This is a genomic window from Sphingobium sp. TKS, assembly GCF_001563265.1.
Classification (GTDB): Bacteria; Pseudomonadota; Alphaproteobacteria; order Sphingomonadales; family Sphingomonadaceae; genus Sphingobium.
On the sequence record NZ_CP005083.1, the window covers coordinates 2,831,529 to 2,857,163 of the forward strand.

Consider the following 25,635-nt stretch of genomic DNA (forward strand, 5'->3'; position numbering starts at 1 on the left):
CGGCGCTATTCGCTCTTGCGGAAAAAGCGGAAAACCGTGGCAGGCGGGAAGTTGCGGACGGTCTGCCCGGCGCGGACGACATCCAGCGCCAGCGCATCCAGAATTTCCCGGCTGACCGGCGGGCGCAGGGAATAGGTGAACTGAATGAAGACCCCGCCTGGCCGAAGCATGCGGAAGCTTTCGGACAGGATGTCGGCATGCATCTGGCGGTCCATGGCCAGCAGCGGCAGGCCGCTGATGACCGCCTGATATTCCCCCTCCTCGCCCGCCGCCGCCCTGGAGACGATCTGCGCGGGGGTTTCGAGCACCGAGACATGGGGGAAATGACGCCGCAATCCGCGCGCGAAGGCAGGGTTGATCTCCACCACCTCCAGCTTATCGGACGGCAGGCCGGTGCCCAGGATAGCGCGGGTGAAGACACCCGTGCCGCCGCCCAGTTCGATCACGCGGCCATCTTCAGGATTGATATGCTCGACCATCAGCCGGGCGAGATAGCGGCTGCTGGGTACGACCGAAGCCGTCTGGCGCGGCTTTTTCACCCAGGCGGCCAGGAAATCCAGATATTCGGTCGCCCGGGCGCGAAACTCGCCATTAGGCAGGGCGACCGCCCGGCTGCACTTTGATTTATGCTGCATGAGCGAAATGCGACCATTTGCGTGTCATGAAGACTCCCTTAGCGGGCCGGACAAGCGGCGTCGATTGGTTTTAGGAACGCTTTTCGGCCATTTGGCGCAAGGCGCTCACGCTTTCAAGGTTTCGATACGTTCCTGCAACCACAGCGCGACCGCCGCGATCCGGGGCAATTTCTTGAGGTCGCCATGGGTGACGAGCCAGAAACTGCGCATGATCTCCACCTGATCGGCCATAACCGGCACCAGCGTGGTGTCGCCTGCCGCGATGAAATCCGGCAGCACGCCGATCCCCGCCCCTTCCGCGATCATGCGATGCTGCATATTGATGCTGGTGGCGCGCAGGCTGGCTTCCAGCCCCGCCTCCACCTCGTCCAGATAGTCGAGTTCGGGCGAAAAGATGAATTCGGGCACATAGCCCACCAGCACATGGTCGCGCAGCTCGGCGGTGCTGCGGGGGGTGCCGGCCTCCTCCAGATAGGCGGGGGACGCATAAAGGTGCAACCGATAGTCGCCCATGCGCCGGACCGAAAGCCGCCCCCGCTGCGGCCGCGCCAGCATGACCGCCATGTCGGCTTCCCGCTTCGAGGGGTTGAGGAAGCCCGAGGCAGTGATGAGGTCCAGCCGGATGCCGGGATGGCGGCGGCTGAAATCGGAGAGGCCCGGCGCCAGCACCCAGGTCCCGAAGCCCTCGGCCACCGACAGCCGCACCTGGCCGCTCAGATGATGTTCCCGACCGGTCGCCTCCTCCATCGCCGCGAGAGCCGCACTCTCGATGCTTTCGGCATGGCTGAGCAGCGCCTGGCCATGGGCGGTCAGCGTCCGTTCCCCTGCCCCCACCTCAAACAGCTCGGGGCCCAGCGTCCGTTCCAGCCGGGCGAGCCGCCGGGCGATAGTCGTCGCATCGATGCCCAGCGCGCGCGCCGCCGGAGCGATCTTGCGCGTGCGCGCCACCGCCAGAAAGACCCTGAGATCGTCCCAATCGAACATTCGTTGCCCACCAAACTGCAAAATCGCTGCAATGCTATGCAGAACTGCGTTGTTGCGTGCAATTCCGCATTATATCTAGAGGAGAGTTTAAAGTGCACGTCGCAGGAGAGCTTGTGAGCCAGTTCGATCTCACCGAGGACCAGTTGGCCATTCAGGAGATGGCGCGCCGGTTCACCGCCGATGCGATCACGCCCTATGCGGCGGAGTGGGACGAAAAGCATATCTTCCCCCGCGACACCATCCGCGCGGCGGCGGAGTTGGGCTTCGGCGGCATCTATGTGTCGGAGGAAGCGGGCGGCATCGGCCTTGGGCGGCTGGAGGCGGCGCTGATCATGGAGGCGATGGCCTATGGCTGTCCATCGACCAGCGCCTTCATCTCCATCCATAATATGTCCGCCTGGATGATCGATCGTTTCGGCAGCCAGGCGGTGAAGGACAAATATCTGCCATCCATGGTGCCGATGGAGCGGATCGGCAGCTATTGCCTGACCGAAGCGGGATCGGGATCGGATGCGGCTGCGCTCAAGACGCGGGCGGTCCGGGACGGCGACCATTATGTCGTCACCGGCTCCAAGCAGTTCATCTCCGGCGGCGGCGAGAATGAAATCTACGTCGTCATGGTCCGCACCGGCGATGAAGGGCCGAAGGGCATTAGTTGCCTTGTCATCGAGAAGGACATGGCGGGCGTCAGCTTCGGCGCGCAGGAACGCAAGCTCGGCTGGCATTCGCAGCCGACGGCGCAGGTCAATTTCGACGGCGTCCGGGTGCCTGTCGAAAATCTGGTCGGTGGCGAGGGCGAAGGCTTTCGCATCGCGATGATGGGGCTGGATGGTGGGCGGCTCAATATCGGCGCCTGTTCGCTAGGCGGGGCGCAGCGTTGCATCGATGAGGCGCTGACCTACACCAAGGATCGCAAGCAGTTCGACCAGAGCATCGCTGATTTCCAGAACACGCAGTTCATGCTGGCGGACATGGAGACGGAATTGCAGGCGGCGCGCACGCTGCTCTATGCGGCGGCGGTCAAGGTGACGGAGAATGCGCCCGACAAAACGCGCTTCGCCGCCATGGCCAAGCGGCTGGCGACCGACACCGGCTCCTCCGTGGTCGACCGGGCGCTGCAACTGCATGGCGGCTACGGCTATCTGATGGACTATCCGATCGAACGCTTCTGGCGCGATTTGCGCGTGCATTCGATCCTGGAAGGCACCAATCAGGTGATGCGCATGATCATCGCCCGCGACATGCTGCGGCAATGAGCGCGGGAGGCGATATGACTGATCAGGTTCTGATTTCCATAGACAATGGCGTGGGGCGCATCCGGCTCAACCGGCCCAAGGCGATCCATGCGCTGACCACCGAAATGTGCAGCGCCATCATTGATGCGTTGCTGGCGTGGCGGACGGATGACGCCGTTGTGGCGATCATGCTGGATCATGCGGAGGGACGCGGCTTCTGCGCGGGCGGCGACATCGCCATGATCGCCAACAGCGCCAAGGGGGATTGTTCGGAAGCCGAGCAGTTCTTCTTCATCGAATATCGGATGAACCATCTGCTGTTCGTCTATGAAAAGCCGGTCGTCGCCTTCATCGACGGCATCGTCATGGGCGGGGGCGTCGGCATTTCCGACCCGGCGCGCTACCGCGTGGCGACCGAGCGAACCACTTATGCCATGCCGGAAACGGGCATCGGCCTGTTTCCCGATGTCGGCGGCGGCTGGTTCCTGCCGCGCATGCCGGGGCGGACCGGGGCGTGGCTGGCGACGACAGGCGCGCGAATCAAGGGCGCGGATTGCGCCGCCATCGGCATCGCCACCCATTATATGGCCTCTGACAAGCTGGAGGCGGTGAAGGCGCGGATCATTGCCGATCCGGACGGTCTGGCTGAGATATTGGACGAAATGGCCGATGCACCGCCCCCCTCTGCCGTGGCAGCGCATCGGGACCAGATCGACCGCCTGTTCGCCTCGGATCGGTTTGAGGAGATATTGGCGGCGCTGGAGGCGGACGGATCGGACTGGGCGCGGGAGCAGCTTGCCACCCTCGCCACCAAATCGCCGCAGACCATCAAGGTGGCGCTGCGCCAAATGGTGGAGGGCGCGGCCTCTACCGACTTTGCCGACAATATGCGCAACGAATATCGCATCGGCCATCATGTCATCCGCCGCCCCGATTTCATCGAAGGCGTGCGCGCGGTGATCTTCGACAAGGACAATGCGCCACGATGGAATCCGGCGCGGCCGGAGGATGTGACGGACGAACTGGTGGACAGCCTGTTCGCGCCCCTGCCGCCCGAAAAGGAATGGACGCCGCTGCCCGAATTGCGCGGTTGAAGATGCTTGTTTTCCGCGATTTCCGAGCCGTCAGATGGTCCATATGACTTGAAATCGCTCTAGAGGAGTGCCTGAAATGAGCCAGACCATCGCCTTTATCGGCCTGGGCAATATGGGCGGCGGGATGGCCGCCAACCTGCTGAAGAACAGCTTTGCCGTGCGGGCGTTCGACCTGTCGGAAGAGGCTCTGGCCAAGGCCGTCGAGGCAGGCGCCGCGCGCTGCGCAAATGTGGCCGAAGCGGTGGCGGGCGCCGATGCCGTCGTCACCATGCTGCCCGCGGGCAAGCATGTGGAGAGCGTCTATTCGGGCGAGGTCTTCGCTGCGGCCAAGGCGGATGCGCTGTTCCTCGATTGCTCGACCATCGATGTCGCCACGGCGCGCCGTGTTGAGGAGGCTGCCGCCGCCAAGGGCTTCGAGATGGTCGACGCGCCGGTTTCAGGCGGCATCGCCGCCGCCAATGGCGGAACGCTGACCTTCATGGTCGGCGGCACGGACCCGGCTTTCGGCCGGGCCAAGCCGATATTGTCCGCCATGGGCAAGGCGGTGATCCATGCCGGCGGCGCGGGTAATGGGCAGGCCGCCAAGATCTGCAACAACATGCTGCTGGGCGCGACCATGGTGGCGACCTGCGAGACCTTCGCCATGGCGAAGAAGCTCGGCCTCGATCCGCAGACCTTCTACGATATTTCCAGCGTATCGTCAGGGCAGAGCTGGTCGATGACCAGCTATTGCCCGGTGCCGGGCGTCGGGCCGCAAAGCCCTTCGGACAATGGCTATCAGGGCGGGTTCGCCGTGGGACTGATGCTGAAAGACCTGAAACTGGCGAGCGAAGCTGCCGCTTCGGTCGGCGCGAGCGTGCCGATGGGCAATACGGCGGAGTCGCTTTATCAATTGCTCGCCAATCAAGGCGAAGCGGCACGCGACTTTTCGCTGATGATCGAGATGCTGGAGGGGAAGTAAGGGTTTTCCGCTCTTCCCCCACCGTCATGCTGAACTTGTTTCAGCATGACGGTTTTCTTTTCGGGCGACCTTTCCCCTACAAATTGAGGTAGATCGCCCCTAATCTCAGCGCCCCTTCCAGACTCCCGGACGCTTGGCGACGAAGGCTTCCATGCCTTCCTTCTTGTCCTCGGTCGCGGTCAGGATCTGGAACAGGCGGCGTTCGGTCAATATGCCCTGGGCCAGCCCGGTTTCGAACGCCAGATTGACCATTTCCTTGTTCACCATCGCGGCCATGGGCGGCATTCCGGCAATGGCGGCAGCGGTCTTGAGCGCATCGTCCAGCAGCTCGGCCGCCGGGACGATCCGCGCGACCAGGCCAGCGCTTTCCGCTTCCTCGGCGCCCATCATGCGGCCGGTCAGGCACATTTCCATCGCCTTCGCCTTGCCGACGGCGCGGGTCAGCCGCTGCGATCCGCCCATGCCCGGCGCCACGCCCAGCTTGATTTCAGGCTGCCCGAATTTCGCGGTGTCGGCGGCCAGAATGAAGTCCGCCATCATCGCCAACTCGCACCCGCCGCCCAGCGCGAAGCCCGCGACAGCCGCGATCCACGGCTTGCGGGTGGCGACGACGTTGCTCTGCCAGCCGGAAAAGAAATCTTCCAGGAAGAAGTCCGCCGCGTCCTTTTCCACCATTTCCTTGATGTCGGCGCCGGCGGCAAAGGCCTTTTCGCTGCCGGTGAGGACCAGGCAGCGTTGCGACGGATCGGCGTCATAGGCGGCGAAGGCCGCGCTCAGATCCTTGAGCACTTGGCCGTTCAAGGCGTTCAGCGCCTGAGGACGATTGAGCGTGACCAGCGTCACCGCGTCGCGCTGTTCCACCAGGATCGTTTCATAAGCCATTGCCGTCTCCATTCATTCGACCATTTGCGATCCGCTCTATGCAGCGCGACGGCCCTTGACCAGCCCCGGCAAGCCGCATCTTCGCAGCCCCTACCGGCACAGATGCATGAAGTCCCTATCATAGCTGCGCAGATGCGCGCCTCCGTCGATATAGAGCGTCTGCCCGGTAACGGCGTCGGCGCCGGCCAGATACAGGACGGCTTCGGCAATCTGCTCCGCTTGCGGCAGACGCTCCAGCGGCATCATCTCGGCCAGCCGCTCCATCTGGCCATCATCATAATCGGGCGTCGCGATGGTGAGGCCGGGCGCGATGGCATTGACCCGAACCTGCGGCGCCAATGTCGAGGCGGACAGCCGCGTCAGCCCCGCCAGCGCCATTTTCGAAAGCGTATAGGCCAGTTGGTCGCCATGCGGATGGTCGATCCGCTGGTCGAGGATATTGATGATGCACCGATCCCCCGTACCCGCCGGGATGGTGGCAAAGGCCTTGGTGAGCAAGGTGGGCGCAGCGCAATTGACGGCATAGTGACGCATCAATTCATCGGCGCTGACGCTGTCCAGCCGGTCCTGCCCAAAGATCGCGGCGCTGTTGACAAGGACATCGGGCGGACGGCCGAAACGCTCGGCAACCAGGGCCACCAGTTCTTCCGCGCTCTCCGGATCGGTGAAATCGACGGTGAAGCCGTCCCATTCGGTCGCATTCTCCTCCAGCGTCAGCGCCAGATGGGAATCGAGCCGGGTATCGTGGCTGCCATGGATCGCCAGCGAATAGCCTGCCCGGGCAAAGGCGGCTGCGATGATGCCGCCCAGCCGCCGATGACCACCAGTCACCAGCGCAAGCCGCTTTTGCGCCAGAGGCCGCGCACCGGCCTGCTCCGGGCGCTTCCTCGTGCCCCCCAGGGGGCGATAGGCGGGGACTTCCTCTTCGCTCACGCGCCGATCAGCTTCAACACTTCTTCGCGGCTCTTCACATCCTCGCGGAAGACGCCGAGCATGCGGCTGGTCTTCATGACGACATTGGGAGTCCGCACCCCCCGTCCTGTCATGCAGCCATGGGTCGCTTCGATCACCACGGCCACGCCTTCGGGCTTCAGATTTTCCCAGATGCAATTGGCGACTTCCGAAGTCAGCCGCTCCTGCACCTGAAGGCGGTGGGCGAAGGCGTGCAGCACGCGGGCCAGCTTCGATATGCCCACGACATATTGGCCGGGCAGATAGGCAATATGCGCGACGCCGACGATGGGCGCCATATGATGTTCGCAATGCGACTGGAAGGGGATGTCCTTCAACAGCACGACGTCGTCATAGCCGCCGACCTCATGGAAGATACGCGAGAGATGATAGGCCGGATCATCGTCGTAACCGCGGCAATATTCCTTCCACGCGCGCGCAACGCGTTCGGGCGTTTCCAGCAGGCCTTCCCGCTCCGGATCGTCGCCCGACCAGCGAATCAGCGTACGGATCGCGTCGGCAACGTCTTTCGGAACCGGGATCTTGACCGACTCGCCCGCAGCTTCGGCATCGGGATCATATTCCATGGACGGCACCACTCCTTAGTTGCTTGGCGGCATATGGCGACTGATTCGCAGGAACGCCAGCCCCTTCGCCCTGCTGGACACGACAACATAGCGGTGGCACATGGATATCAAACCGGATGAACCGGGTCGCTATCATCATCCACAGGGGAACCATGCGGACCGAACATATCGCCGCCGTCCTCCTTGCAGCGGGCACTTCCTCACGTTTCGGGGAGGAGGACAAGCTGATGGCCGACTGGCGGGGCAAGCCGGTCGCTGTCCACGCGCTGGAAACCATCGCCTCCATGATATTTGCCGAACTGGTGGCGGTCGTACGGCCCATCGCCCAGGCGCCGGTCCTGCATCGCAGGCTGGAGCGGCGCGGCTACACGATTCTGGTCAACGACCGGCCGGAGGACGGCATATCGGGCAGCATCATCCGGGCGGTCGAACATGTCATGCCGATCCGGAAATGCCGTGGCATATTGATCTGCCTGGCCGACATGCCCGATGTGCCGCAGACGCATTACAACCGCATCTGCCTGGCGGCCGAGGACATCCGGTCCGTCGTCGCCAGCACGGACGGTTTTTCCTCTTCGCCCCCGGCCTTTATCGGGCGGAAGCATTTCCCCGAACTGCTGGCGCTGCGCGGGGACCAGGGCGCCCGCGCGCTGCTCAGCCATGGCGTGCAGATAGAAACCATGGGCGCCTGCCTGCGGGACATCGACACGCCGGAGGATCTGGCCGAGCGGCGGCCCGAATAGCAAATTAGCTGGAACGAGTCGGATCGGTCATGGGATCGCCCATCTCGCGCGGGTCGGCAGAGCGTCCCAACGGCAGCGAACCGGTCTGCCGTTCCACCATGCGATGGACGACCGGCGGATGGGGGCCGCGGTGCAGCGCGTTTATGGCTTCGCTGTTCGCCCGGTCGGCCACGGTCCGGCGGCTGTTGTGGCGGACATAGTCCAGCCAGGTCGACACATGATAGCGCTCCACCCATAATTCCGGATCGCCCAGATCGCGCAGCAGCGACCAGCCATGGGCGCCGTCACGACGGCGGATGCGGCGGCGCTCGCTCATCGCCGTCAGGAAGGGAACGACCGATCCGGCGGCTATGCGATATTCTATGGTGACGACCACAGGCCCGCTGCGGGGCTCGATCGGAACCGCCGTCTCGGGCTCCCGCCACAAATTCTGAAGGTCGAGATTTTCCTCGCCCGCCTGCGACAGCGGACGCACATAGCCGATGAGCGCTGAGACGAACTGGACGGCCGCGGCAATATAGAGGGCGACGACGACGCCATGGTCCTCCGCCAATGTGCCGAACAGCCAGGCGCCACCAGCCATGCCCCCAAAGGCGATCATCTGATACATCGCGACCGCGCGGGCCACGACCCAGCGCGGCGCCGACATCTGAACGGAAACGTTGAAGGTCGAAAGCGCGATCACCCAGCCCGCACCAGCCAGCAGGAGCCCCGCCAACGCCACGACCAGCCAGTCGCTGATCGCCATCAGCGCCGTGCCGACCGCGAGCGCCATGGCGGCGCAGCGCACCATGGCCTCGACGGAAAAGCGGCGGCGCAATTGCCCCGTCAACAGCGCGCCCGTCACCGCGCCGATGCCGAAGGCGCCGCTGAGCGCCCCGAAAGTCAGCGCTCCGCCGCCCAATATATCGCGCGCCACCAGCGGCATCATCGCTGAAACAGCGCTTGCGCCAACGCCGAAGGCCGCGCTTCGCAGCAGAACGAGCTGGATATTGGGGGACATGGTGACATAGCGGACCCCGGCCCGCATCGCGACGCCCATGCGTTCGCGCGGCAGAAGCTGGGGAACGCTTTCGGGCCGCCACCGGGCCAGCACCGCGACCAGGCCGATATAGCTGACTGCATTGACCAGAAAGGCGGTCGCCGCGCCGGCGGCAGCCACGATGACGCCGCCCAGCGCCGGGCCGATGCTGCGGGCCATGTTGAAGCCCATGGAATTGAGCGAAACAGCATGGGGCAAGGCCGCTCGCGGGACCATGTCACCCACAGAAGCCTGCCAGGCTGGTCCGTTGATGGCCGTGGCGCAGCCGATCAGAAAGGTGAAGCCCAGCAACGCCCAGGGCGTCACCCATCCCATCCAGGCGAACAATGCCAGCAGGGCGGAGACGGTGAGCATGAACAACTGACAGAGCAGCATCACCACCCGCCGGTCGCTATTGTCCGCCACCGCCCCGGCCCACAGCGACAGCAGCATGATCGGCAGGGTCGTCGCTGCCGGAACCAGCGCGATCATCTGGGGCGAGGCGGAGAGCGAGGTCATCATCCACTGTGCGCCGACCGACTGGATCAGCCCGCCGAAGTTGGACGCAAGGCTGGCCCACCAGATCGCCCGGAAGATCGGGATCGACAGGGGCGATGGCGGCGGAGGGGAATCTGATTCAGACACGAAATGCCATGAAGCCCAATTGGGGCCGAGGGTCAAATCAGCGAATCGGAAAATGGCGCGAATCCATGAATGAAGTAGTGAGTTGCCCATACTCTGGAAGTTGACGTTACGGTCGGGCGGGACTGTCGATTGAGACTTGCACTTTACGTAAACGTAAATACATTTGCGGGCGTATCCGGCGCTCGCATGCGGCGGGCCAGAGAGGAAAAGCCATGGAAGCCTATATTTACGACGCCGTCAGGACGCCCCGGGGCCGGGGCAAGGCCGACGGGTCGCTGCACGAGATCACCCCTATCCAACTGGCGACGCAGATGCTGGAAGCGGTGCGCGACCGGACGGAGATCGACACCGCCGATGTCGACGACGTGATCCTGGGCTGCGTCAGTCCGGTGGGCGAACAGGGTGCCGACATTGCGCGCGTCGCGGTGCTGAACGCCGATTATGCGCAGACCGTGCCCGGCGTGCAGGTCAACCGTTTCTGCGCTTCGGGGCTGGAGGCCGTGAACATGGCCGCCGCGAAGGTCTATTCGGGTGAGGCCGGTCTCGCCATCGGCGGCGGCGTCGAGTCGATGAGCCGGGTGCCCATGGCCTCGGACGGCGGCGCCTGGGCGATGGACCCGGCGGTCGCCTACAAGACCTATTTCGCGCCGCAGGGCATCGGCGCCGACGTGATCGCCACCAAGTTCGGCATCAGCCGCGACGATGTCGACGCCTATGCCGTGGAAAGCCAGAAGCGCGCCAAGGCCGCCTGGGATGAGAAGCGCTTCGCCAGATCGATCGTGCCGGTGAAGGATATCATCGGGCAGGTCGTCCTCGACCATGACGAGCATATGCGGCCGGATGCGACGATGCAGTCCCTGGCCGCGCTCAAGCCGAGTTTCACGGCGCTGGGTGAGGACATGCCGGGCTTCGACACCATCGCCCTCCTCCGCTATCCCGAACTGGAAAAGGTCAATCACGTCCACCATGCCGGCAACAGCAGCGGCATTGTCGACGGCGCTGCGGCAGTGTTGGTCGGCAATCGGGAGATGGGCGAGAAATATGGGCTGAAGCCCCGCGCCCGGATCAAGGCCATGGCCTCCATCGGGTCGGAGCCGCTGATCATGCTGACCGGGCCGGAATTCGTGGCGGGCAAGCTGCTGAACCGGGCGGGCATGAGCAGGTCCGACATCGACCTGTGGGAACTCAACGAAGCCTTCGCCAGCGTGGTGCTGCGCTACATGCAGGCGATGGACCTCGATCATGGCAAGATCAACGTCAATGGCGGCGCGATCGCCATGGGCCATCCGCTGGGCGCGACCGGGGCAATGGTGCTGGGCACGGCGCTGGATGAGCTGGAACGCACCGGCAAGGGCACGGCGCTCATCAACCTGTGCGTCGGTGCGGGCATGGGCACGGGCATCATCATCGAGCGCGTTTGAACATTGGAGCCGTTCGTCCTGAGTAGCCATTGAGCCCGTCGAAATGGCGTATCGAAGGATCAATGCTTCGATACGGGTCTTCGACAAGCTCAGCCCCTACTCAGCACGTACGGAGGTAGGAAAGGTTGCCTCAAATGCAGACCATCAATTTCGACATCGACGCCGACGGCGTCGCCACGCTGACCATCGACGTGCCCGATCAGTCGATGAACGTCATCGGCCCGGATTTCCTGGCCGATCTGGACGCCGCGATCACGCGCATTTCTTCCGAGGACGCCATCAAGGGCGCGGTCATTGCATCGGGCAAGGACAGCGGCTTCATGGCGGGCATGGACCTTAAATATTTCGGCTCCATGCTGGTGAGCGAGAATGGCCAAAAGGACAATGCGCACCCCTCCCCCGCCGAAATATTCGACAAGGTTTTCGTGCTGAACCAGTTGTTCCGCAGGCTCGAAACCTGCGGCAAGCCGGTCGCCTGCGCCATTGAGGGCACCTGTGTCGGCGGCGGGTTCGAACTGGCGCTGGCCTGTCATCGGCGGATCGTGGGCGACAGCCCCAAGACCCAGCTTGGCCTGCCCGAAATCCTGATCGGCCTGTTCCCCGGCGGCGGCGGTTCGCAGCGTCTGCCGCGCATCATGGGCGTGCAGGCGTCGCTCATGTACATGTTGCAGGGCAAGCTGTTCCGCCCGGCTGAGGCTGCGATGATGAAGGTCGTGGACGAGGTGGTGCCGCAGGGAACTGCGGTGGCGAAGGCTAGGGAGTGGGTGAAGGCCAATCCGTCCGCCTCCGTGCAACCATGGGACCAGAAGGGCTTCAAATTCCCCGGTGGCGCGGGCGGGTTCAATCCGGCCTTCGTGCAGACCATGGCGGGCGCGCTGCCGATGACGCTCAAGCAGACGCAGCGGAACATGAACGCGCCGATCGCGCTGCTCTCGGCGGTCTATGAGGGCGCTTTCCTGCCCATCGACCGGGCGATCCGGGTCGAGAGCAAATATTTCGCCAAGGTCGCCGCCGATCCACAGGCGGCGAACATGATCCGCAGCCTGTTCGTCAACAAGCAGGCGGCGGAACGCGGTGCGCGGCGGCCCAAGGGTGAGGCCAGGGCGCCGACGAAGAAGCTCGCCATGCTGGGCGCGGGCATGATGGGCGCGGGCATCGCCACCGTGGCGGCGCAAGCGGGCATCGAGGTCGTTCTGTTCGACCGCGATCAGGCCTATGCCGAAAAGGGCAAGGCGCATGTCGAGGACGTGCTGAAGAAGCGGCTGGGCCGGGGCATGACGCCCGAGAAGATGGCGGAGACGCTGGCCCGCGTGACGCCGACGACCGACTATGCCGCGCTGGCTGGAGCGGACTTCGTAATCGAGGCGGTGTTCGAGGATGTCGCGATCAAGGCGGAGGTGACCAAGAAGGTCGAGGAAGTGCTGGGCGCGGACAAGATTTTCGGGTCCAACACCTCCACCTTGCCGATCACCAAACTCGCCAAGGCGTGGAGCAAGCCGGAGAATTTCATCGGCATCCACTTCTTCTCGCCGGTCGAGAAAATGCCGCTGGTCGAGATCATCCTCGGCAAGCAAACCGGGCCTGCGGCGATCGCCAAGGCGCTGGATTTCGTGAGCCAGATCAAGAAGACGCCCATCGTCGTCAATGATTCGCGTGGCTTCTACACCTCGCGCTGCTTCGGCACCTATGTGCAGGAAGGCGTGGAGATGGTGGCGGAGGGGATCAACCCCGCACTTATCGAAAATGCCGGGCGGCAATTGGGGATGCCGGTGGGGCCGCTGGCCGTAGGCGATGAGGTGTCCATCGAACTGGGCCACAAGATCGTTGTCGCCGCGCAGAAGGAACTGGGCGACGCCTATGTCGCGCAGCCGTCCGACGCGGTGATGGCGCAGATGATCGAACTGGGACGCCTTGGCCGCAAGAGCGCCAAGGGCTGGTACGACTATCCCGAAGGCGGAAAGAAGCATCTGTGGCCGGGGCTGGAGGAGATGTTCCCCCGCGCCGCCGTGCAGCCCGATGTCGAGGAAGTGAAGGAGCGGCTGCTTTATCGCCAGCTCGTCGAATGCGCCCGATGCTTCGAGGAAGGCGTGCTGGAGACGCCGGAGGATGGCGATATCGGCGCGATCTTCGGCTGGGGCTTCGCGCCCTATACCGGCGGGCCGTTCAGCCATATGGACACGGTCGGCATCGGTCATGTGGTGGCCGTGCTGGAGCGGCTGGCGGCAACGCATGGCGACCGTTTCGCGCCGACCGTGCAGTTGCAGGACATGGCGGCGAGCGGCGCGACTTTCTATCGCCCCGTTTCGTCCCGCGCCGCGGCATGAATGGGGTGTAAATCGTTGGATTAGTGGTTTAGGCCTTCCCGAACATTTCCGGGGAGGCCTTTTTTTTGAGGGTCTCCTGTCGAAAATGAATAACGTGCTCCTGCGAAGGCAGGAGCCCAGTTCAGACGGCGGGACTGGACTCCTGCCTTCGCAGGAGCACGTTGCAGCTAAGACAGACAGGGCGAAATATATGAGCGAAAAGCCGACGGTTCTGGTGACGGGTGGGGCCGGCTATATTGGCAGCCACGCCGTTCTGGCGCTGCGGGATGCGGGCTATGGCGTCGTGGTGATCGACAATCTGGTGACGGGCTTTCGCTGGGCGGTGCCGGACGATGTGGCGTTCGTTCAGGGCGATATTGCCGATCAGCCATTGGTGCAGCAGACTTTGCGCGACCATGGGGTGAAGGCCGTCATGCATTTCGCCGGATCGGTGGTGGTGCCGGAATCGGTCGAGAATCCGCTGAAATATTATCATAACAACAGCGCCAAGACCCGCGACCTGATCGAGAGCGTCGTGACGGTCGGCGTGCCGCATTTCATCTTTTCCTCGACAGCGGCGACCTATGGCATTCCGGAGGAAAGCCCGGTCAAGGAAACGACGCCGCAGCGGCCGATCAATCCCTATGGCATGTCGAAGCTGATGACCGAATATATGCTGCGCGACGTGAGCGCGGCGCATGCGATGAATTTCTGCGCGCTGCGTTATTTCAACGTGGCGGGCGCCGATCCGGCGGGGCGGACCGGGCAGTCGACGGCGGGCGCGACGCATCTGATCAAGGTCGCGGTCGAGGCCGCATTGGGCAAGCGGAGCCATGTTTCGGTGTTCGGCGCCGACTTCGACACGCCCGATGGAACCGGCGTGCGCGATTATATCCATGTCACCGATCTGGCGGCGGCCCATGTACTGGCGCTGGAGGCGCTGATGGCGAAGCCGGAGCAGAATTATCTGCTCAATTGCGGCTATGGCCGCGGTTTTTCCGTGCTGGAGGTGCTGGACGCGGTGGACCGGGTGACGAACCTGAAGATCGACCGGCGGATGGAAGGGCGGCGCGCGGGCGATCCGGATGCGCTGATCTCCGACAATCGGGCGATCATGGGGGAATTTCCCTGGAAGCCGCAATATGCCGATCTGGACCAGATCGTGACCCACGCCCTCGCCTGGGAACGCAAGCTGACGGAGATTCGGGGCGAATGAGCGCGGAGTCCGTTCGGGCCTTTTTCTCCACCCATGCGCCGGATGTCGCCATCATCGACCAGGGGGTGAGCACCGCCACGGTCAATGAGGCCGCGGAGGCTTTGGGCGTGGTTCCCGCCCGGATCGCCAAGACCCTGTCGCTGCGTGTAGGGGATGAGGTCGCGCTGGTGGTGGCGCGGGGCGATGCGCGGTTGCATAATGGCAAGGCCAAGGCCGCGCTGGGAGCCAAGCCGCGCATGCTGGGGCTGGAGGAGGTCGAGGGATTGACGGGCCATCCGGTCGGCGGCGTGTGCCCCTTTGGATTGGCGGCGCCGCTGCCCATCTATTGCGACGTATCGTTGCGCGATTTCGACACCGTGTTTCCGGCGGCGGGATCGCGGACGACTTCGGTGGAACTGACGCCGGAGCGGCTGGCCGAACTGACCTGCGCGCGGTGGATCGATATTTGCACCCTTCCGGAAGGGAATTAAACGCTCATGCCTACCGAACATCTTTTCGTCGATGGCGCGCTGGCGGCGGCGGACATGGCGCGGCGGATCGCCATGATCCTGGGCGACGCCATCGCGGCGCGGGGCGTGGCGACGATCGCGCTTTCGGGCGGGCGATCGCCAAGGCCCGTTCTGGAGGCGCTATCGGACGTGGCGCTCGATTGGGACAAGGTGATCGTGACGCTGGTCGATGAGCGATGGGTCGCGCCCGACCATGCCGACAGCAATGAGCGGTTGGTTCGCGAAACGCTGTTGCAGGGGAAGGCTGCGGCGGCGCGCTTCGTGCCGATGAAGAATGACGCGGCGGACGCCTATGCCGGGCAGGCCGGATGCGAGGCGGCTTTTGCGGCCCTGCCCTGGCCGCTCGACATCGTGCTGCTGGGTATGGGCGAGGATGGGCATACCGCCTCGCTGTTTCCGGCGGCGAAGGAACTGGCCGAGGGGCTTTCGACCGAAGCCTTGACGCTGGCGGTCACGCCGCCTGCCGCGCCGCATCAGCGCATGTCGCTGAGTGCGAAGGCGATCCTGGCGAGCAGGCATGTGTTCCTGCAAATCGGCGGGGCGGCGAAGAAGGCGGTTTATGATCGGGCGCTGGCGGACGGGCCTGTCGAGGAACTGCCGATCCGGGTGGCGCTTTGCCAGCATGCGGTGTCGGTCGAGGTCTGGATTTCGGAGTGAGTTTTCAATCGCGGGGTTTCTGTTTCGAGAAGAGATAGCGCCATACGCCGACCAGATTGATCGCAAGCAGCGCGATGTTCTGAAAGCCTATGCCCTCGCTGTCCTTGGCGAGGAAACCCCAGCCGATCAGCGCGATCGAGGATGTCACGAACAACACGAACGCCCAGCCGGTGATGCGGCGGCCCAGGTTCAGCGATACGATCAGGGCGGCGATGGTGGCGGCGGCGGCGCCATAATATTGCAGCGCGTCGAGGATGGTTTCGTTCACGTCTTTCCCAACGCGGCGATTGTGACAAGGTTGCGGGGCGGGTAAGAGGCGGCGCATGGTTGCCAACATCGATCCTTTTCACGCCATCGCCATCAGCCGGGAAGCGCACAAGCTGGAGGCCGAGGGGCGATCCATCCTGCATATGGAGTTCGGCCAGCCTTCGACCGGGGCGCCGTCCGCCGCCATTGCCGAGGCCCATGCCGTGCTGGACAGCGACCCCATGGGCTATTGGGAAAGCCCGGCGCTGAAGGAACGGATCGCGCTGCATTATCGCGAACGCTATGGCGTGGCGGTGGAGGCGGAGCAGATATTGCTCACCTGCGGCGCGTCGCCGGGGCTGGTGCTGGCGCTGACCAGCCTGTTCGCGCCGGGTGCCAGGGTGGCGACGGCGCGGCCGGGCTATGTGGCGTATCGCAACACGCTGAAGGCGCTTTATCTGGAACCGCTGGAGGTCGATTGCGGGCCGGCGGAGCGCTATCAGATCAGTGCGGCGGCGCTGGAGGCTTTGGAGCCGGCGCCCGACGGGGCCATCATCGCCAGCCCGGCCAATCCCACCGGGACTATCATTCCGGCGGAGGAAATGGCGCGAATCGCGGAAGTTTGCCGGGCACGCGGCATCAGGATCGTGTCGGACGAGATTTATCATGGCCTGAGTTACGGCGAGCCGGCGCGGTCGATGCTGGAATTCGCGCCGGACGCGGTCATCGTGAACAGCTTTTCCAAATATTTTTCCATGGCCGGGTGGCGGCTGGGCTGGGTGGTGTTTCCACCGGAGCTGATCGACACGGCGCGGGCGCGGATGGGCAATTTGTTCCTGACGCCGCCTTCCCTTGCGCAGCATGCGGGTCTGAAAGCCTTTGACTGCATCGATGAGCTGGAGCGGCATGTCGCGACCTACCGGCGGAATCGGGAGCTGCTGCTGGCGGCCCTGCCCGCGCTGGGATTGAAGGAGATCGCGCCGCCGGATGGTGCCTTCTACATTTATGCGGATGTCGGGCATCTGACCAATGACAGCCTGTCCTTCTGCCAGAAATTGCTGCGCGAAACCGGCGTGGCGACGGCGCCGGGGATCGATTTCGATCCGGTCGACGGGCATCGGCACATCCGTTTCAGCTTCGCCGTTTCGACCGATCGGGTGGAGGACGCCATTGCCCGCATGATTCCCTGGTTCGATGCACAGGGCGCGGCAAGAGATTGATCCATTCCCAATAAGAATGAAAATTTATCTGGTATAATAATGATTTGCGGTTAATCGCTGCGGCGCGACCCGAAGCTTTTACATTGTGAAAGCTCACCTGCCCGGCAGCCACGGCTGTCGGGCTCTTTTTGCTCGCCAGTGCGCAAAACAACGAACCCTTTAGGGTTCGCAAGGCCGAACGGCCGCCCGAGCTTATGCGAGGATAGCCAAGCCGACGGATGTCGGCGCCGGCGCCCGAGGCCTAAAAAATATGGTGCGGGCGGTCGGAATCGAACCGACACTCCTTTCGGAACCGGATTTTGAGTCCGGCGCGTCTACCAGTTTCACCACGCCCGCGTGCCCTTTACCGCGTTTTCTTAAGCCAGAAGATGATTCCATCATCCTTGAAAACGCTAGGGTGGAGCGCCAATGGCAAAATCGGCGGCCAGCGTCCAGCCAAAAATCAACGGTTTCATCTTCTCGCGGTTGCGAGATGAACCTCGCGGCGATAGCCTGCTTGCGTAACGAGCGCCGCAGGGTATAAAGGCGGCATCGTGCAGACCTGAAAACATCGGACAACCGGCCCAATTGCATTGGACCGGCCTGTCCGGTTCTTTGTCACCGCGATTTCCGGCCAGCGGGCATCCGCCCTCTTGGAAATCGCTCAAGCGGAAAAGGGACAACCTTTGACCGAACCGTCTGCCACGTTTCTGTTGTTCGGCGCCACCGGCGATCTGGCCCACAGGATGATCTTTCCCTCGCTCTACAATCTGCTGGCCGATGGCCTGCTTCCGCAAGATTTCCTGATTATCGCTTCAGGCCGATCCGAATTCACCGACGAGCAATTCCGCGCCGATATCGACAAGGCCTTGCGAAAATTCCTCGCCGCCGACCGCTATGATGCCGACATGGCCGAGCGGCTGTGCGACATCATCGTCTATCAGCCGGTCGAGGCGGGCAATGCCACGCAGTTCAAGGCGCTGGCGGAGCGGCTGGATGGCCGACTCGACAAGGGCGTGTCCGTCTATCTTTCGACGCCCCCTTCCCTCTTCGCCCCCACCGCGCAGGGGCTGGCCGAAGCGGGCCTGATCACGCCCAAGACGCGAATCGCCATGGAAAAGCCGATCGGGAAAGATCTGGCATCTTCCAAAGAAGTGAATGACGGCATCGGCGCCCTGTTCGCGGAGGGCCAGATTTTCCGCGTCGACCATTATCTGGGCAAGGAAACGGTCCAGAATCTGCTGGCCCTGCGTTTCGGCAATGTGATGTTCGAGCCGCTGTGGAACGCGACCGCCATCGATCATGTGCAGATCACGGTGGGCGAGACGGTGGGCCTGGAAGGCCGCGTATCCTATTATGACGGCGTGGGCGCGCTGCGCGACATGGTGCAGAACCACGTCCTCCAGATCCTGTCGATCATCGCGATGGAGCCGCCCGCGCGGATGGACCCGACCGCCGTGCGCGACGAGAAGGTCAAGGCGCTGCGTTCGCTCCGCCCAATGACGGCGGAGACCGTGAAGACGCATAGCGTGCGCGGCCAATATACGCCGGGTGCGGTCGGCGGGCAGATCGTGACCGGCTATGCCGACGAACTGGGCAAGCCGTCCGAAACCGAAACCTTCGTGGCGCTGAAAGCCTATATCGACAATTGGCGCTGGCAGGGCGTGCCCTTCTACCTACGGACCGGCAAGCGGCTGCCCGCGCGCCAGTCGGAGATTTTGATCCAATTCAAGCCGGTCCGCCATTCGATCTTCGGGCGGAATGGCGGGTCGGGGCTGGAGCCGAATACGCTCATCATCCGCCTGCAACCGGAAGAATTTATCCGCCTGCTCATCATGAGCAAAAGGCCGGGGCTGGAGCGCGACGTGCATCTGGAGGAGGTGACGCTGGACGTGTCGCTGACCGCCGCCTTTGCCGGGCAGCGCCGCCGCATCGCCTATGAGCGGCTGATCCTCGATCTGCTGGCGGGCGACGCTACTCTGTTCGTGCGCCGCGACGAGGTCGAAGCTCAATGGACCTGGATCGATTCGATCATCGAGGGGTGGAAACAGGCGGGCGTGAAGCCTTCGCCCTATTCTTCAGGGAACTGGGGGCCGTCCTCAGCCATTGCCCTTATCGAACGTGACGGAGCAAGCTGGAATGACTGATCTTCATCCGGTGATCGCCAAGGTCACCGAACGCATCGTGAAGCGCAGCGCCGCTTCGCGTCTCAAATATCTAAGCCTGATCGAGCGCGGGCGGGACGCGGGGACCAACCGCGATCAGCTTTCGTGCGGGAACCTTGCCCATGGCTTTGCCGCGAGCGGCGAAGACAAGGCTGTCATCCGCACCGGCGCGGCGATGAATTTCGGCATCGTCACGGCCTATAACGACATGCTTTCGGCCCATCAGCCCTATGGCCGCTATCCCGAGCAGGTCAAGCTGGCGGCGCGCGAGGTCGGCTGCACCGCGCAGGTCGCGGGCGGCGTACCGGCGATGTGCGACGGCGTGACCCAGGGTCAGGCGGGCATGGACCTGTCGCTTTTTTCCCGCGACACCATTGCCTTGTCGACGGCGGTTTCGCTGTCCCACGCGATGTTCGAGGGCGCGCTGCTGCTGGGCATTTGCGACAAGATCGTGCCGGGGCTGCTGATCGGCGCGCTGCGTTTCGGGCATCTGCCGACCATCCTGATCCCCGCCGGGCCGATGCCTTCGGGCCTTGCCAACAAGGAGAAGGTGCGCATCCGCCAGCTCTATGCCGAGGGCAAGGTGGGCAGGCAGGAACTGCTGGAATCGGAGAGCGCCAGCTATCATGGCGCGGGCACCTGCACCTTCTACGGCACGGCCAACAGCAACCAGATGATGATGGAGATGATGGGGCTGCACATGCCCGCCGCCTCCTTCGTCCATCCGGGCACGAAGTTGCGGCAAGAACTGACGCGGGCGGCGGTGCACCAGCTTTCACGCATCGGCTGGAACGGCGATGACTATCGGCCTTTGGGGCATTGCGTCGATGAGAAGGCGATCGTCAACGCCATCATCGGCCTGATGGCGACCGGCGGGTCGACCAACCATGCCATCCACCTGCCCGCCATTGCGCGGGCGGCGGGAATCCATATCGACTGGACTGATTTCGCGGAGATTTCCGATGTCGTGCCGCTGCTGGCGCGGGTCTATCCCAACGGTTCGGGCGATGTGAACAATTTCCATGCGGCGGGTGGCGTGAGCTATGTGATCCGGGAATTGCTGGGCAACGGCTTGCTGCATGGCGATATTCCGACCGTGGCGCGCCGGGGGCTGGCCGATTATGGGCAGGAGCCGGTGCTGGAAAATGACGCGCTGGTCTGGAAGGATGTGCCGGAATCGCGGGATCGGGCGATCCTGCGTCCCGTGTCCGATCCGTTCAGCCCGGATGGGGGGATGAAACTGCTCTCCGGCAATCTGGGGCGCTGCGTCATAAAGGTAAGCGCGGTCGACAAGGAACGCTGGACCATAGAGGCGCCAGCGGCGGTGTTCCACGATCAGGACGATGTGCTGCGCGCCTTCAAGGCGGGCGAGCTGGAGCGCGATGTCGTCGTCGTGGTGCGGTTCCAGGGGCCGCGTGCCAACGGAATGCCGGAATTGCACAAGCTGACCCCGGCGCTGGGCGTGTTGCAGGATCGGGGGTTCCGCGTGGCGCTGGTCACGGACGGGCGCATGTCGGGCGCGTCGGGCAAGGTGCCCGCGGCGATTCACCTCTCGCCCGAGGCTTTGGGCGGTGGTCCCATCGGCAAGCTGCGCGATGGCGATGTCGTCCGGGTCTGCGCGGAGACGGGAGAGATCACGGCGCTGGTCGACGCGGCGGAGTGGGACGTGCGGGAGGTTCCAACGCCCCCCCCTGCTCCCTATGACACCGGCCGCGAGTTGTTCGCTCTGTTCCGCCATCATAGCGACCTAGCGGAAAGCGGCGCCTCGCCCATTCTCGCGGCGATGGAGACCGAACTGTGACGCAGTGGTTGTACCCCATTTTGGTCATTCCCGCGAAGGCGGGAATCCATCTCCCGACTTAGCAGTTGGGACAATGGCAGGAGATGGATCCCCGCCTTCGCGGGAATGACGTATCTATATACCCAAGGTACCAAATATGACCGAAATCATCGCAGCCGATATCGGCGGCACCAACGCCCGTTTCGCCCGCGCAAAGCTGGATGCGCGGGGTGTGCCGACGCTCGGCAAGGTGCGCAAATATAAGGTTGCGGATTATCCCAGCCTTCAGGCCTGCTGGGCCGCATTCGTCGAGGATGAAGGGGGTGATCTGCCCACCTCCGCCTCAATCGCCTTCGCCACCGCCATCGGGCGCGAGGTCATCAAGCTGACCAACAGCGCCTGGGTGATCCGGCCCTATACGCTGGACGAGGAATTGGGCCTCAAACATTTGCGGCTGGTCAATGATTTCGAGGCGGTGGCCCATGCCGTGGCGCGTCTGCCGCAGGAAAATCTGCCGCTGCTGTTCGGGGAGGACAAGCCCTTTCCGCGTGACGGCGGGGTGACGATATTGGGGCCGGGCACAGGGCTGGGCGTCGCGATGATCGCCTTCGACGATGGGCAGCCGCATGTCATCGCCACCGAGGGCGGGCATCTGGACTTCGCGCCGCTCGATCCGCTGGAGGAGAAGATCCTCGCCTATCTGCGGGACAAATTCCTGCGCGTGTCGACCGAGCGGATCGTGTCGGGGCCGGGCCTCAACAATATCTACAAGGCAATGGCGACCATCGGCCATGATCGGGTCGTGTTGATGGAAGATGCCGAGCTTTGGCAGGCGGCCATTGATGGCACGGACGAATTTGCGCGGGCGGCGTTCGACCGTTTCTGCATGTCCTATGGATCGGTCGCGGGTGACTTGGCGCTGGCGCAGGGGCCGCATGCGGTGGTGCTGGCGGGCGGGCTGACGCAGCGGATGCGCGGATTGCTGCCGCAGAGCGGGTTTCATCAGCGCTTCACCGCCAAGGGACGGTTCGAGAGCCTGATGAAATCCGTGCCGATCCGCCTCGCATTGCATGACGAAATCGGGCTGTACGGCGCCGCCGCGGCCTTTCGGGAGAAGAAATAATGTCCTTGAGCGTGGAACAGGTGATGGAACTGGCGCCGGTGATCCCGGTGCTGGTGATCGATCGGGTCGAGGATGCGTTGCCGATTGCGCAGGCGCTGGTGAAGGGCGGGCTACCCGCGCTGGAAGTGACGTTGCGGACGCCGGCTGCTCTGGATGTGATCCGGGAAATGGCGAAGGTCGAGGGCGCGGTGGTGGGTGCGGGGACCGTGCTCAATCCCGCGCAACTCGATGCCGCGATGGAGGCGGGGGCGCGCTTCATCGTCAGTCCCGGTCTCACCGAACCATTGGGCAAGGCGGCGATTGCGGCGGGGATTCCCTTCCTGCCCGGCACCGCGACGGCGGGCGACATCATGCGCGGGCTGGATATGGGCCTTTCGCATTTCAAATTCTTTCCGGCGGAAACTTCGGGCGGTTTGCCTGCGCTCAAGGCTCTGGCGGCGCCCTTGCACACGGCGCGTTTCTGCCCGACCGGCGGGATCACGGCGGAAAGCGCGCCGAAATGGCTGGCCGAGCCCTTCATCAAATGCGTCGGCGGCAGTTGGGTCGTGCCCAAGGGGCCGGTCGATCCGATGAAGATCGAGGCGCTCGCCCGCGAAGCCGCATCGCTTCCGCGCTAAGCTTGCCTCCGCGCCAACGCCATCCTAGATGCGTTTCATGAACCTGCGTCGGCTGCTTCCATCCCTGGCCCTGTTCCTGTCCGGTTGCGCCAGCACCTTTCAGGGCTATCCCTCACTCGCCAAGCGGGCGATCGAGGGTGCGCCCATTGCCGAGGCGGCGCCCCAACCCTCGCCGGTCGCGCCGGAACCGGAGCTGGTCCAGAATGTGGAGCGGCTGACGGCGCAGGCTCAGACGGGCGGATCGGCTTTCGACAAGGCCTGGCCCGCGGCGGACAGGGCGACGCGGGCGGCTTCCGGATCGGCGGTTTCCAGCGAGGCCTGGGTGGCGGCGCAGACGGCGTTGAGCGCGCTCGAATCGGCGCGCAACGACAGCGTGTCGGCGCTGGCGAGCCTGGACGTGCTCTATGTCGAGCGCAGCAATGCGGTGTCCGAAGGCAAGGCCAGCGGCGGGATCGAGGCGATCGATGCTGCGCGCGGGGTGGCGCTGGCGATCGTCGACGGGCAGAATGACCGGCTGGACGTGCTCAAGGGCCGGTTGGCTCAGCCTTGATCCTGAGCATTTCGCATTTCGTGCTCCTGCCTTCGCAGGAGCAGGATTCATATAAACCTTAGGCTGCTTCAATCCGACGCGAACGCCGCCTTGACCGCGCCCTTATGCGCCTTGCCGTTATGGACATAATGTTCGACGCCTTCGCGCATGTCGATCAGCACTTCGTCGGATAGATCACGCATATATTTGGCGGGGCGGCCTGCCCAAAGCTGGCGGTGCGGCACCGTCTTCCCCGGCGAAAGCAGCGCGCCCGCCGCGAGCATGGCGTCGCTTTCCACCGTGCACCCGCTCATGACGATGGCGCCAAGACCTACGAAAGCCCGGTCCTTCAGGATACAGCCATGGACCATCGCCATATGGCCGATCAGCACATCTTCCCCGATGACGGTCGGCCAGCCTTCGGACGGGCGGCCGTCGATATGGTCGCCGGGGCTGTCGCAATGGACCACCGTGCCGTCCTGGATATTCGTCCGCGCGCCGATATGGATGAAATTCACATCCGCCCGGATCACGCAATTATACCAGATGCTGACATCGGGACCGATCTCCACATCCCCGATGATCCGGCAGCCGGGCGCGATGAAGGCGCTGGGGTGGATCTTCGGCGTCTTGCCGTTGAAGGGGATGATGGAGGCTTCGGGGTGATCGGTCATTTCAGGCTCCCAGCAGGCGGGCGGCGTGAAGCGCGTGATAGGTGAGAACGCCCGAGCAACCGGCCCGCTTGAACGCCATCAGCGTTTCCAGCACCAGCGCGTCGCGATCCCCCGCCCCTACGGCGGCGGCGGCCTCCAGCATCGCATATTCGCCCGACACCTGATAGGCGAAGACGGGCACTTCGAACCGATCCTTCACTCGGGCGATGATGTCGAGATAGGGCAGGCCCGGCTTCACCATCACGCTGTCCGCGCCTTCGGCAATGTCTAGGGCGACTTCGCGCAGCGCTTCCTCGCTGTTGGCGGGGTCCATCTGATAGGTCTTCTTATTGCCTTTCAGGAGGCCGCTGGAGCCGACCGCATCGCGGAACGGGCCGTAAAAGGCGCTCGCATATTTGGCGGCATAGGCCATGATCTGCACATTGGCATGGCCTTCCTCCTCCAGCGCCTCGCGTATCGCGCCGACGCGGCCATCCATCATGTCGCTAGGCGCGATGATGTCCGCGCCCGCCGCCGCCTGATTGAGCGACTGGCCGATCAGCACGTCGATGGTGGCGTCGTTGACGACATAGCCCGCTTCATCCAGCAGGCCGTCCTGGCCATGGGCGGTATAGGGATCGAGCGCCACGTCGGTCAGGATGCCGATCTCCGGCACCGCGTCCTTGATCGCCCGGATGGCCCGGCACATCAGATTATCGGGATTGAGCGCCTCTTCACCATCGTCGCTGCGCCGTTCGGGCTGGGTGTTGGGAAAGAGGGCGAGGCAGGGAATGCCCACCGCCTGCGCTTCCCGTGCGCGTTCCACCATCAGGTCCACCGACCAGCGGGAGACGCCGGGGAGCGACTTGATGGGTTCTTCCACCCCCTGCCCTTCGGTGACGAACAGCGGCCAGATGAAGTCGCTGGGGCTGAGGCGATTTTCGGCGTGCATCGCCCGGCTCCAGGCCGAGGCGCGGGTGCGGCGCAGGCGAAGCGCCGGATAGGAGGCGTGAGTCATGGCCGGCTGTGTAGGCCGCCCGGACGGGGGGATCAAGGTTCCGGCGATGCGACCGCTATGATAGGGCGCGGGCATGCGTGCCATCCATCATATCGCGATCATCTGTTCCGACTATGCGCGGTCCAGAGCCTTTTATGTCGACATTCTGGGCTTTGGCGTGATCCGCGAAGTGTGGCGCGACGAGCGGCAATCGTGGAAATGCGATCTGGACGCGGGCAATGCCCAGATCGAACTTTTCTCCTTTCCCGCGCCCCCGCCCCGTCCGACCCGGCCGGAAGCCTGCGGCCTGCGTCACCTCGCCTTCACGGTCGACGATCTGGACGGGGAAGTCGCGCGGCTGGCGGCGGCGGGGATCGCCTGCGAGGAGGTCCGGATCGATCCTTACACCGGACAGCGCTTCACCTTTTTCGCTGATCCGGACGGGCTGCCGCTGGAATTTTATGAGGCATGATCCCTATTGG

25 protein-coding genes and 1 tRNA gene are annotated in these 25,635 nt (G+C 64.0%); 16 read left to right on the forward strand and 10 right to left on the reverse strand.

Annotated features, from left to right (window positions below; translation table 11 throughout):
* Positions 1-5 precede the first annotated feature (5 nt).
* Positions 6-635, reverse strand: a complete 630-nt coding sequence (locus tag K426_RS14070) for a class I SAM-dependent methyltransferase (RefSeq protein ID WP_066558225.1) — start codon at positions 633-635, stop codon at positions 6-8.
* 105 nt (positions 636-740) lie between these two features.
* Positions 741-1,619, reverse strand: a complete 879-nt coding sequence (locus K426_RS14075; RefSeq protein WP_066558228.1) for a LysR family transcriptional regulator — start codon at positions 1,617-1,619, stop codon at positions 741-743.
* Between the two features lie 113 nt (positions 1,620-1,732).
* Between K426_RS14075 and K426_RS14080 the strand changes: the two genes are divergently transcribed.
* The 3 genes from K426_RS14080 (at position 1,733) to mmsB (ending at position 4,909) form a co-directional block, all read left to right on the forward strand.
* Positions 1,733-2,875: an acyl-CoA dehydrogenase family protein gene (locus tag K426_RS14080; protein WP_082748599.1), complete on the forward strand. Its 1,143-nt coding sequence runs from the start codon at positions 1,733-1,735 to the stop codon at positions 2,873-2,875.
* A gap of 14 nt (positions 2,876-2,889) precedes the next feature.
* Positions 2,890-3,948, forward strand: a complete 1,059-nt coding sequence (locus K426_RS14085) for an enoyl-CoA hydratase/isomerase family protein (RefSeq protein WP_066561804.1) — start codon at positions 2,890-2,892, stop codon at positions 3,946-3,948.
* 76 nt (positions 3,949-4,024) lie between these two features.
* Complete coding sequence (gene mmsB / locus K426_RS14090) at positions 4,025-4,909, forward strand: 3-hydroxyisobutyrate dehydrogenase (RefSeq protein ID WP_066558229.1); 885 nt, start codon at positions 4,025-4,027, stop codon at positions 4,907-4,909.
* A 105-nt stretch (positions 4,910-5,014) separates the two neighbouring features.
* Here mmsB and K426_RS14095 read toward each other — a convergent pair whose 3' ends face one another.
* The 3 genes from K426_RS14095 to folE form a co-directional block, all read right to left on the reverse strand.
* The gene (locus tag K426_RS14095) at positions 5,015-5,791 is read right to left on the reverse strand and encodes an enoyl-CoA hydratase-related protein (RefSeq protein WP_066561807.1); all 777 of its coding nucleotides are present in this window, start codon (positions 5,789-5,791) and stop codon (positions 5,015-5,017) included.
* A gap of 90 nt (positions 5,792-5,881) precedes the next feature.
* Complete coding sequence (locus tag K426_RS14100; RefSeq protein WP_066558230.1) at positions 5,882-6,724, reverse strand: SDR family oxidoreductase; 843 nt, start codon at positions 6,722-6,724, stop codon at positions 5,882-5,884.
* On the reverse strand, positions 6,721-7,329 hold the full coding sequence (gene folE, locus K426_RS14105; RefSeq protein WP_066558231.1) for a GTP cyclohydrolase I FolE: 609 nt from the start codon (positions 7,327-7,329) through the stop codon (positions 6,721-6,723). The genes K426_RS14100 and folE overlap by 4 nt, the downstream gene beginning before the upstream one ends.
* A 152-nt stretch (positions 7,330-7,481) precedes the next feature.
* Between folE and K426_RS14110 the strand changes: the two genes are divergently transcribed.
* Positions 7,482-8,072: a nucleotidyltransferase family protein gene (locus tag K426_RS14110; protein WP_066561809.1), complete on the forward strand. Its 591-nt coding sequence runs from the start codon at positions 7,482-7,484 to the stop codon at positions 8,070-8,072.
* 4 nt (positions 8,073-8,076) lie between these two features.
* On the opposite strand, the gene K426_RS14115 is transcribed toward K426_RS14110, so the two are convergent.
* The gene (locus tag K426_RS14115) at positions 8,077-9,738 is read right to left on the reverse strand and encodes an MFS transporter (protein WP_066561811.1); all 1,662 of its coding nucleotides are present in this window, start codon (positions 9,736-9,738) and stop codon (positions 8,077-8,079) included.
* Positions 9,739-9,950: 212 nt separating this feature from the next.
* Here K426_RS14115 and K426_RS14120 point away from each other — a divergent pair, with 212 nt between their 5' ends.
* The 5 genes from K426_RS14120 (at position 9,951) to pgl (ending at position 15,844) form a co-directional block, all read left to right on the forward strand.
* Positions 9,951-11,159 (forward strand): acetyl-CoA C-acetyltransferase, encoded by a 1,209-nt coding sequence (locus K426_RS14120; RefSeq protein ID WP_066558232.1) that lies wholly within the window; start codon positions 9,951-9,953, stop codon positions 11,157-11,159.
* A 134-nt stretch (positions 11,160-11,293) separates the two neighbouring features.
* Entirely contained in the window at positions 11,294-13,483 is a 2,190-nt protein-coding gene (locus K426_RS14125; protein WP_066558236.1) for a 3-hydroxyacyl-CoA dehydrogenase NAD-binding domain-containing protein, read from the forward strand.
* 190 nt (positions 13,484-13,673) lie between these two features.
* A complete protein-coding gene (gene galE / locus K426_RS14130) occupies positions 13,674-14,678 on the forward strand; it encodes a UDP-glucose 4-epimerase GalE (protein ID WP_066558238.1) in 1,005 nt (334 codons plus the stop codon).
* On the forward strand, positions 14,675-15,148 hold the full coding sequence (locus K426_RS14135; RefSeq protein WP_066558240.1) for a YbaK/EbsC family protein: 474 nt from the start codon (positions 14,675-14,677) through the stop codon (positions 15,146-15,148). The genes galE and K426_RS14135 overlap by 4 nt, the downstream gene beginning before the upstream one ends.
* A gap of 6 nt (positions 15,149-15,154) precedes the next feature.
* Complete coding sequence (gene pgl, locus K426_RS14140) at positions 15,155-15,844, forward strand: 6-phosphogluconolactonase (RefSeq protein ID WP_066558243.1); 690 nt, start codon at positions 15,155-15,157, stop codon at positions 15,842-15,844.
* Positions 15,845-15,848: 4 nt separating this feature from the next.
* Here the strand turns inward: pgl and K426_RS14145 are convergent, their stop codons facing one another.
* A complete protein-coding gene (locus tag K426_RS14145; protein WP_066558247.1) occupies positions 15,849-16,112 on the reverse strand; it encodes a hypothetical protein in 264 nt (87 codons plus the stop codon).
* A 55-nt stretch (positions 16,113-16,167) separates the two neighbouring features.
* Here K426_RS14145 and K426_RS14150 point away from each other — a divergent pair, with 55 nt between their 5' ends.
* Positions 16,168-17,310, forward strand: coding sequence for an aminotransferase class I/II-fold pyridoxal phosphate-dependent enzyme (locus K426_RS14150; protein WP_066558252.1), 1,143 nt, complete (start codon positions 16,168-16,170; stop codon positions 17,308-17,310).
* 251 nt (positions 17,311-17,561) lie between these two features.
* Here the strand turns inward: K426_RS14150 and K426_RS14155 are convergent.
* Positions 17,562-17,646 (reverse strand) — tRNA-Leu (locus K426_RS14155).
* Positions 17,647-17,975: 329 nt separating this feature from the next.
* Between K426_RS14155 and zwf the strand changes: the two genes are divergently transcribed.
* From zwf to K426_RS14180, 5 genes are all read left to right on the forward strand, one after another.
* Positions 17,976-19,436: a glucose-6-phosphate dehydrogenase gene (gene zwf, locus K426_RS14160; RefSeq protein WP_066561813.1), complete on the forward strand. Its 1,461-nt coding sequence runs from the start codon at positions 17,976-17,978 to the stop codon at positions 19,434-19,436.
* On the forward strand, positions 19,429-21,255 hold the full coding sequence (edd, locus tag K426_RS14165) for a phosphogluconate dehydratase (RefSeq protein WP_066558255.1): 1,827 nt from the start codon (positions 19,429-19,431) through the stop codon (positions 21,253-21,255). Before zwf ends, edd begins: the two co-directional genes overlap by 8 nt.
* Before the next feature lie 136 nt (positions 21,256-21,391).
* Positions 21,392-22,357, forward strand: a complete 966-nt coding sequence (gene glk / locus K426_RS14170) for a glucokinase (RefSeq protein ID WP_066558257.1) — start codon at positions 21,392-21,394, stop codon at positions 22,355-22,357.
* Positions 22,357-22,974, forward strand: a complete 618-nt coding sequence (eda, locus tag K426_RS14175) for a bifunctional 4-hydroxy-2-oxoglutarate aldolase/2-dehydro-3-deoxy-phosphogluconate aldolase (RefSeq protein WP_066558260.1) — start codon at positions 22,357-22,359, stop codon at positions 22,972-22,974. Before glk ends, eda begins: the two co-directional genes overlap by 1 nt.
* A gap of 37 nt (positions 22,975-23,011) precedes the next feature.
* Complete coding sequence (locus tag K426_RS14180) at positions 23,012-23,524, forward strand: hypothetical protein (RefSeq protein ID WP_066561815.1); 513 nt, start codon at positions 23,012-23,014, stop codon at positions 23,522-23,524.
* A 68-nt stretch (positions 23,525-23,592) separates the two neighbouring features.
* Here K426_RS14180 and K426_RS14185 read toward each other — a convergent pair whose 3' ends face one another.
* Entirely contained in the window at positions 23,593-24,177 is a 585-nt protein-coding gene (locus K426_RS14185) for a gamma carbonic anhydrase family protein (RefSeq protein ID WP_066558262.1), read from the reverse strand.
* Between the two features lies 1 nt (position 24,178).
* Entirely contained in the window at positions 24,179-25,174 is a 996-nt protein-coding gene (gene hemB, locus K426_RS14190) for a porphobilinogen synthase (RefSeq protein WP_066558264.1), read from the reverse strand.
* 73 nt (positions 25,175-25,247) lie between these two features.
* Between hemB and gloA2 the strand changes: the two genes are divergently transcribed.
* Positions 25,248-25,625: an SMU1112c/YaeR family gloxylase I-like metalloprotein gene (gene gloA2, locus K426_RS14195; protein WP_066558271.1), complete on the forward strand. Its 378-nt coding sequence runs from the start codon at positions 25,248-25,250 to the stop codon at positions 25,623-25,625.
* Positions 25,626-25,635: the final 10 nt, after the last annotated feature.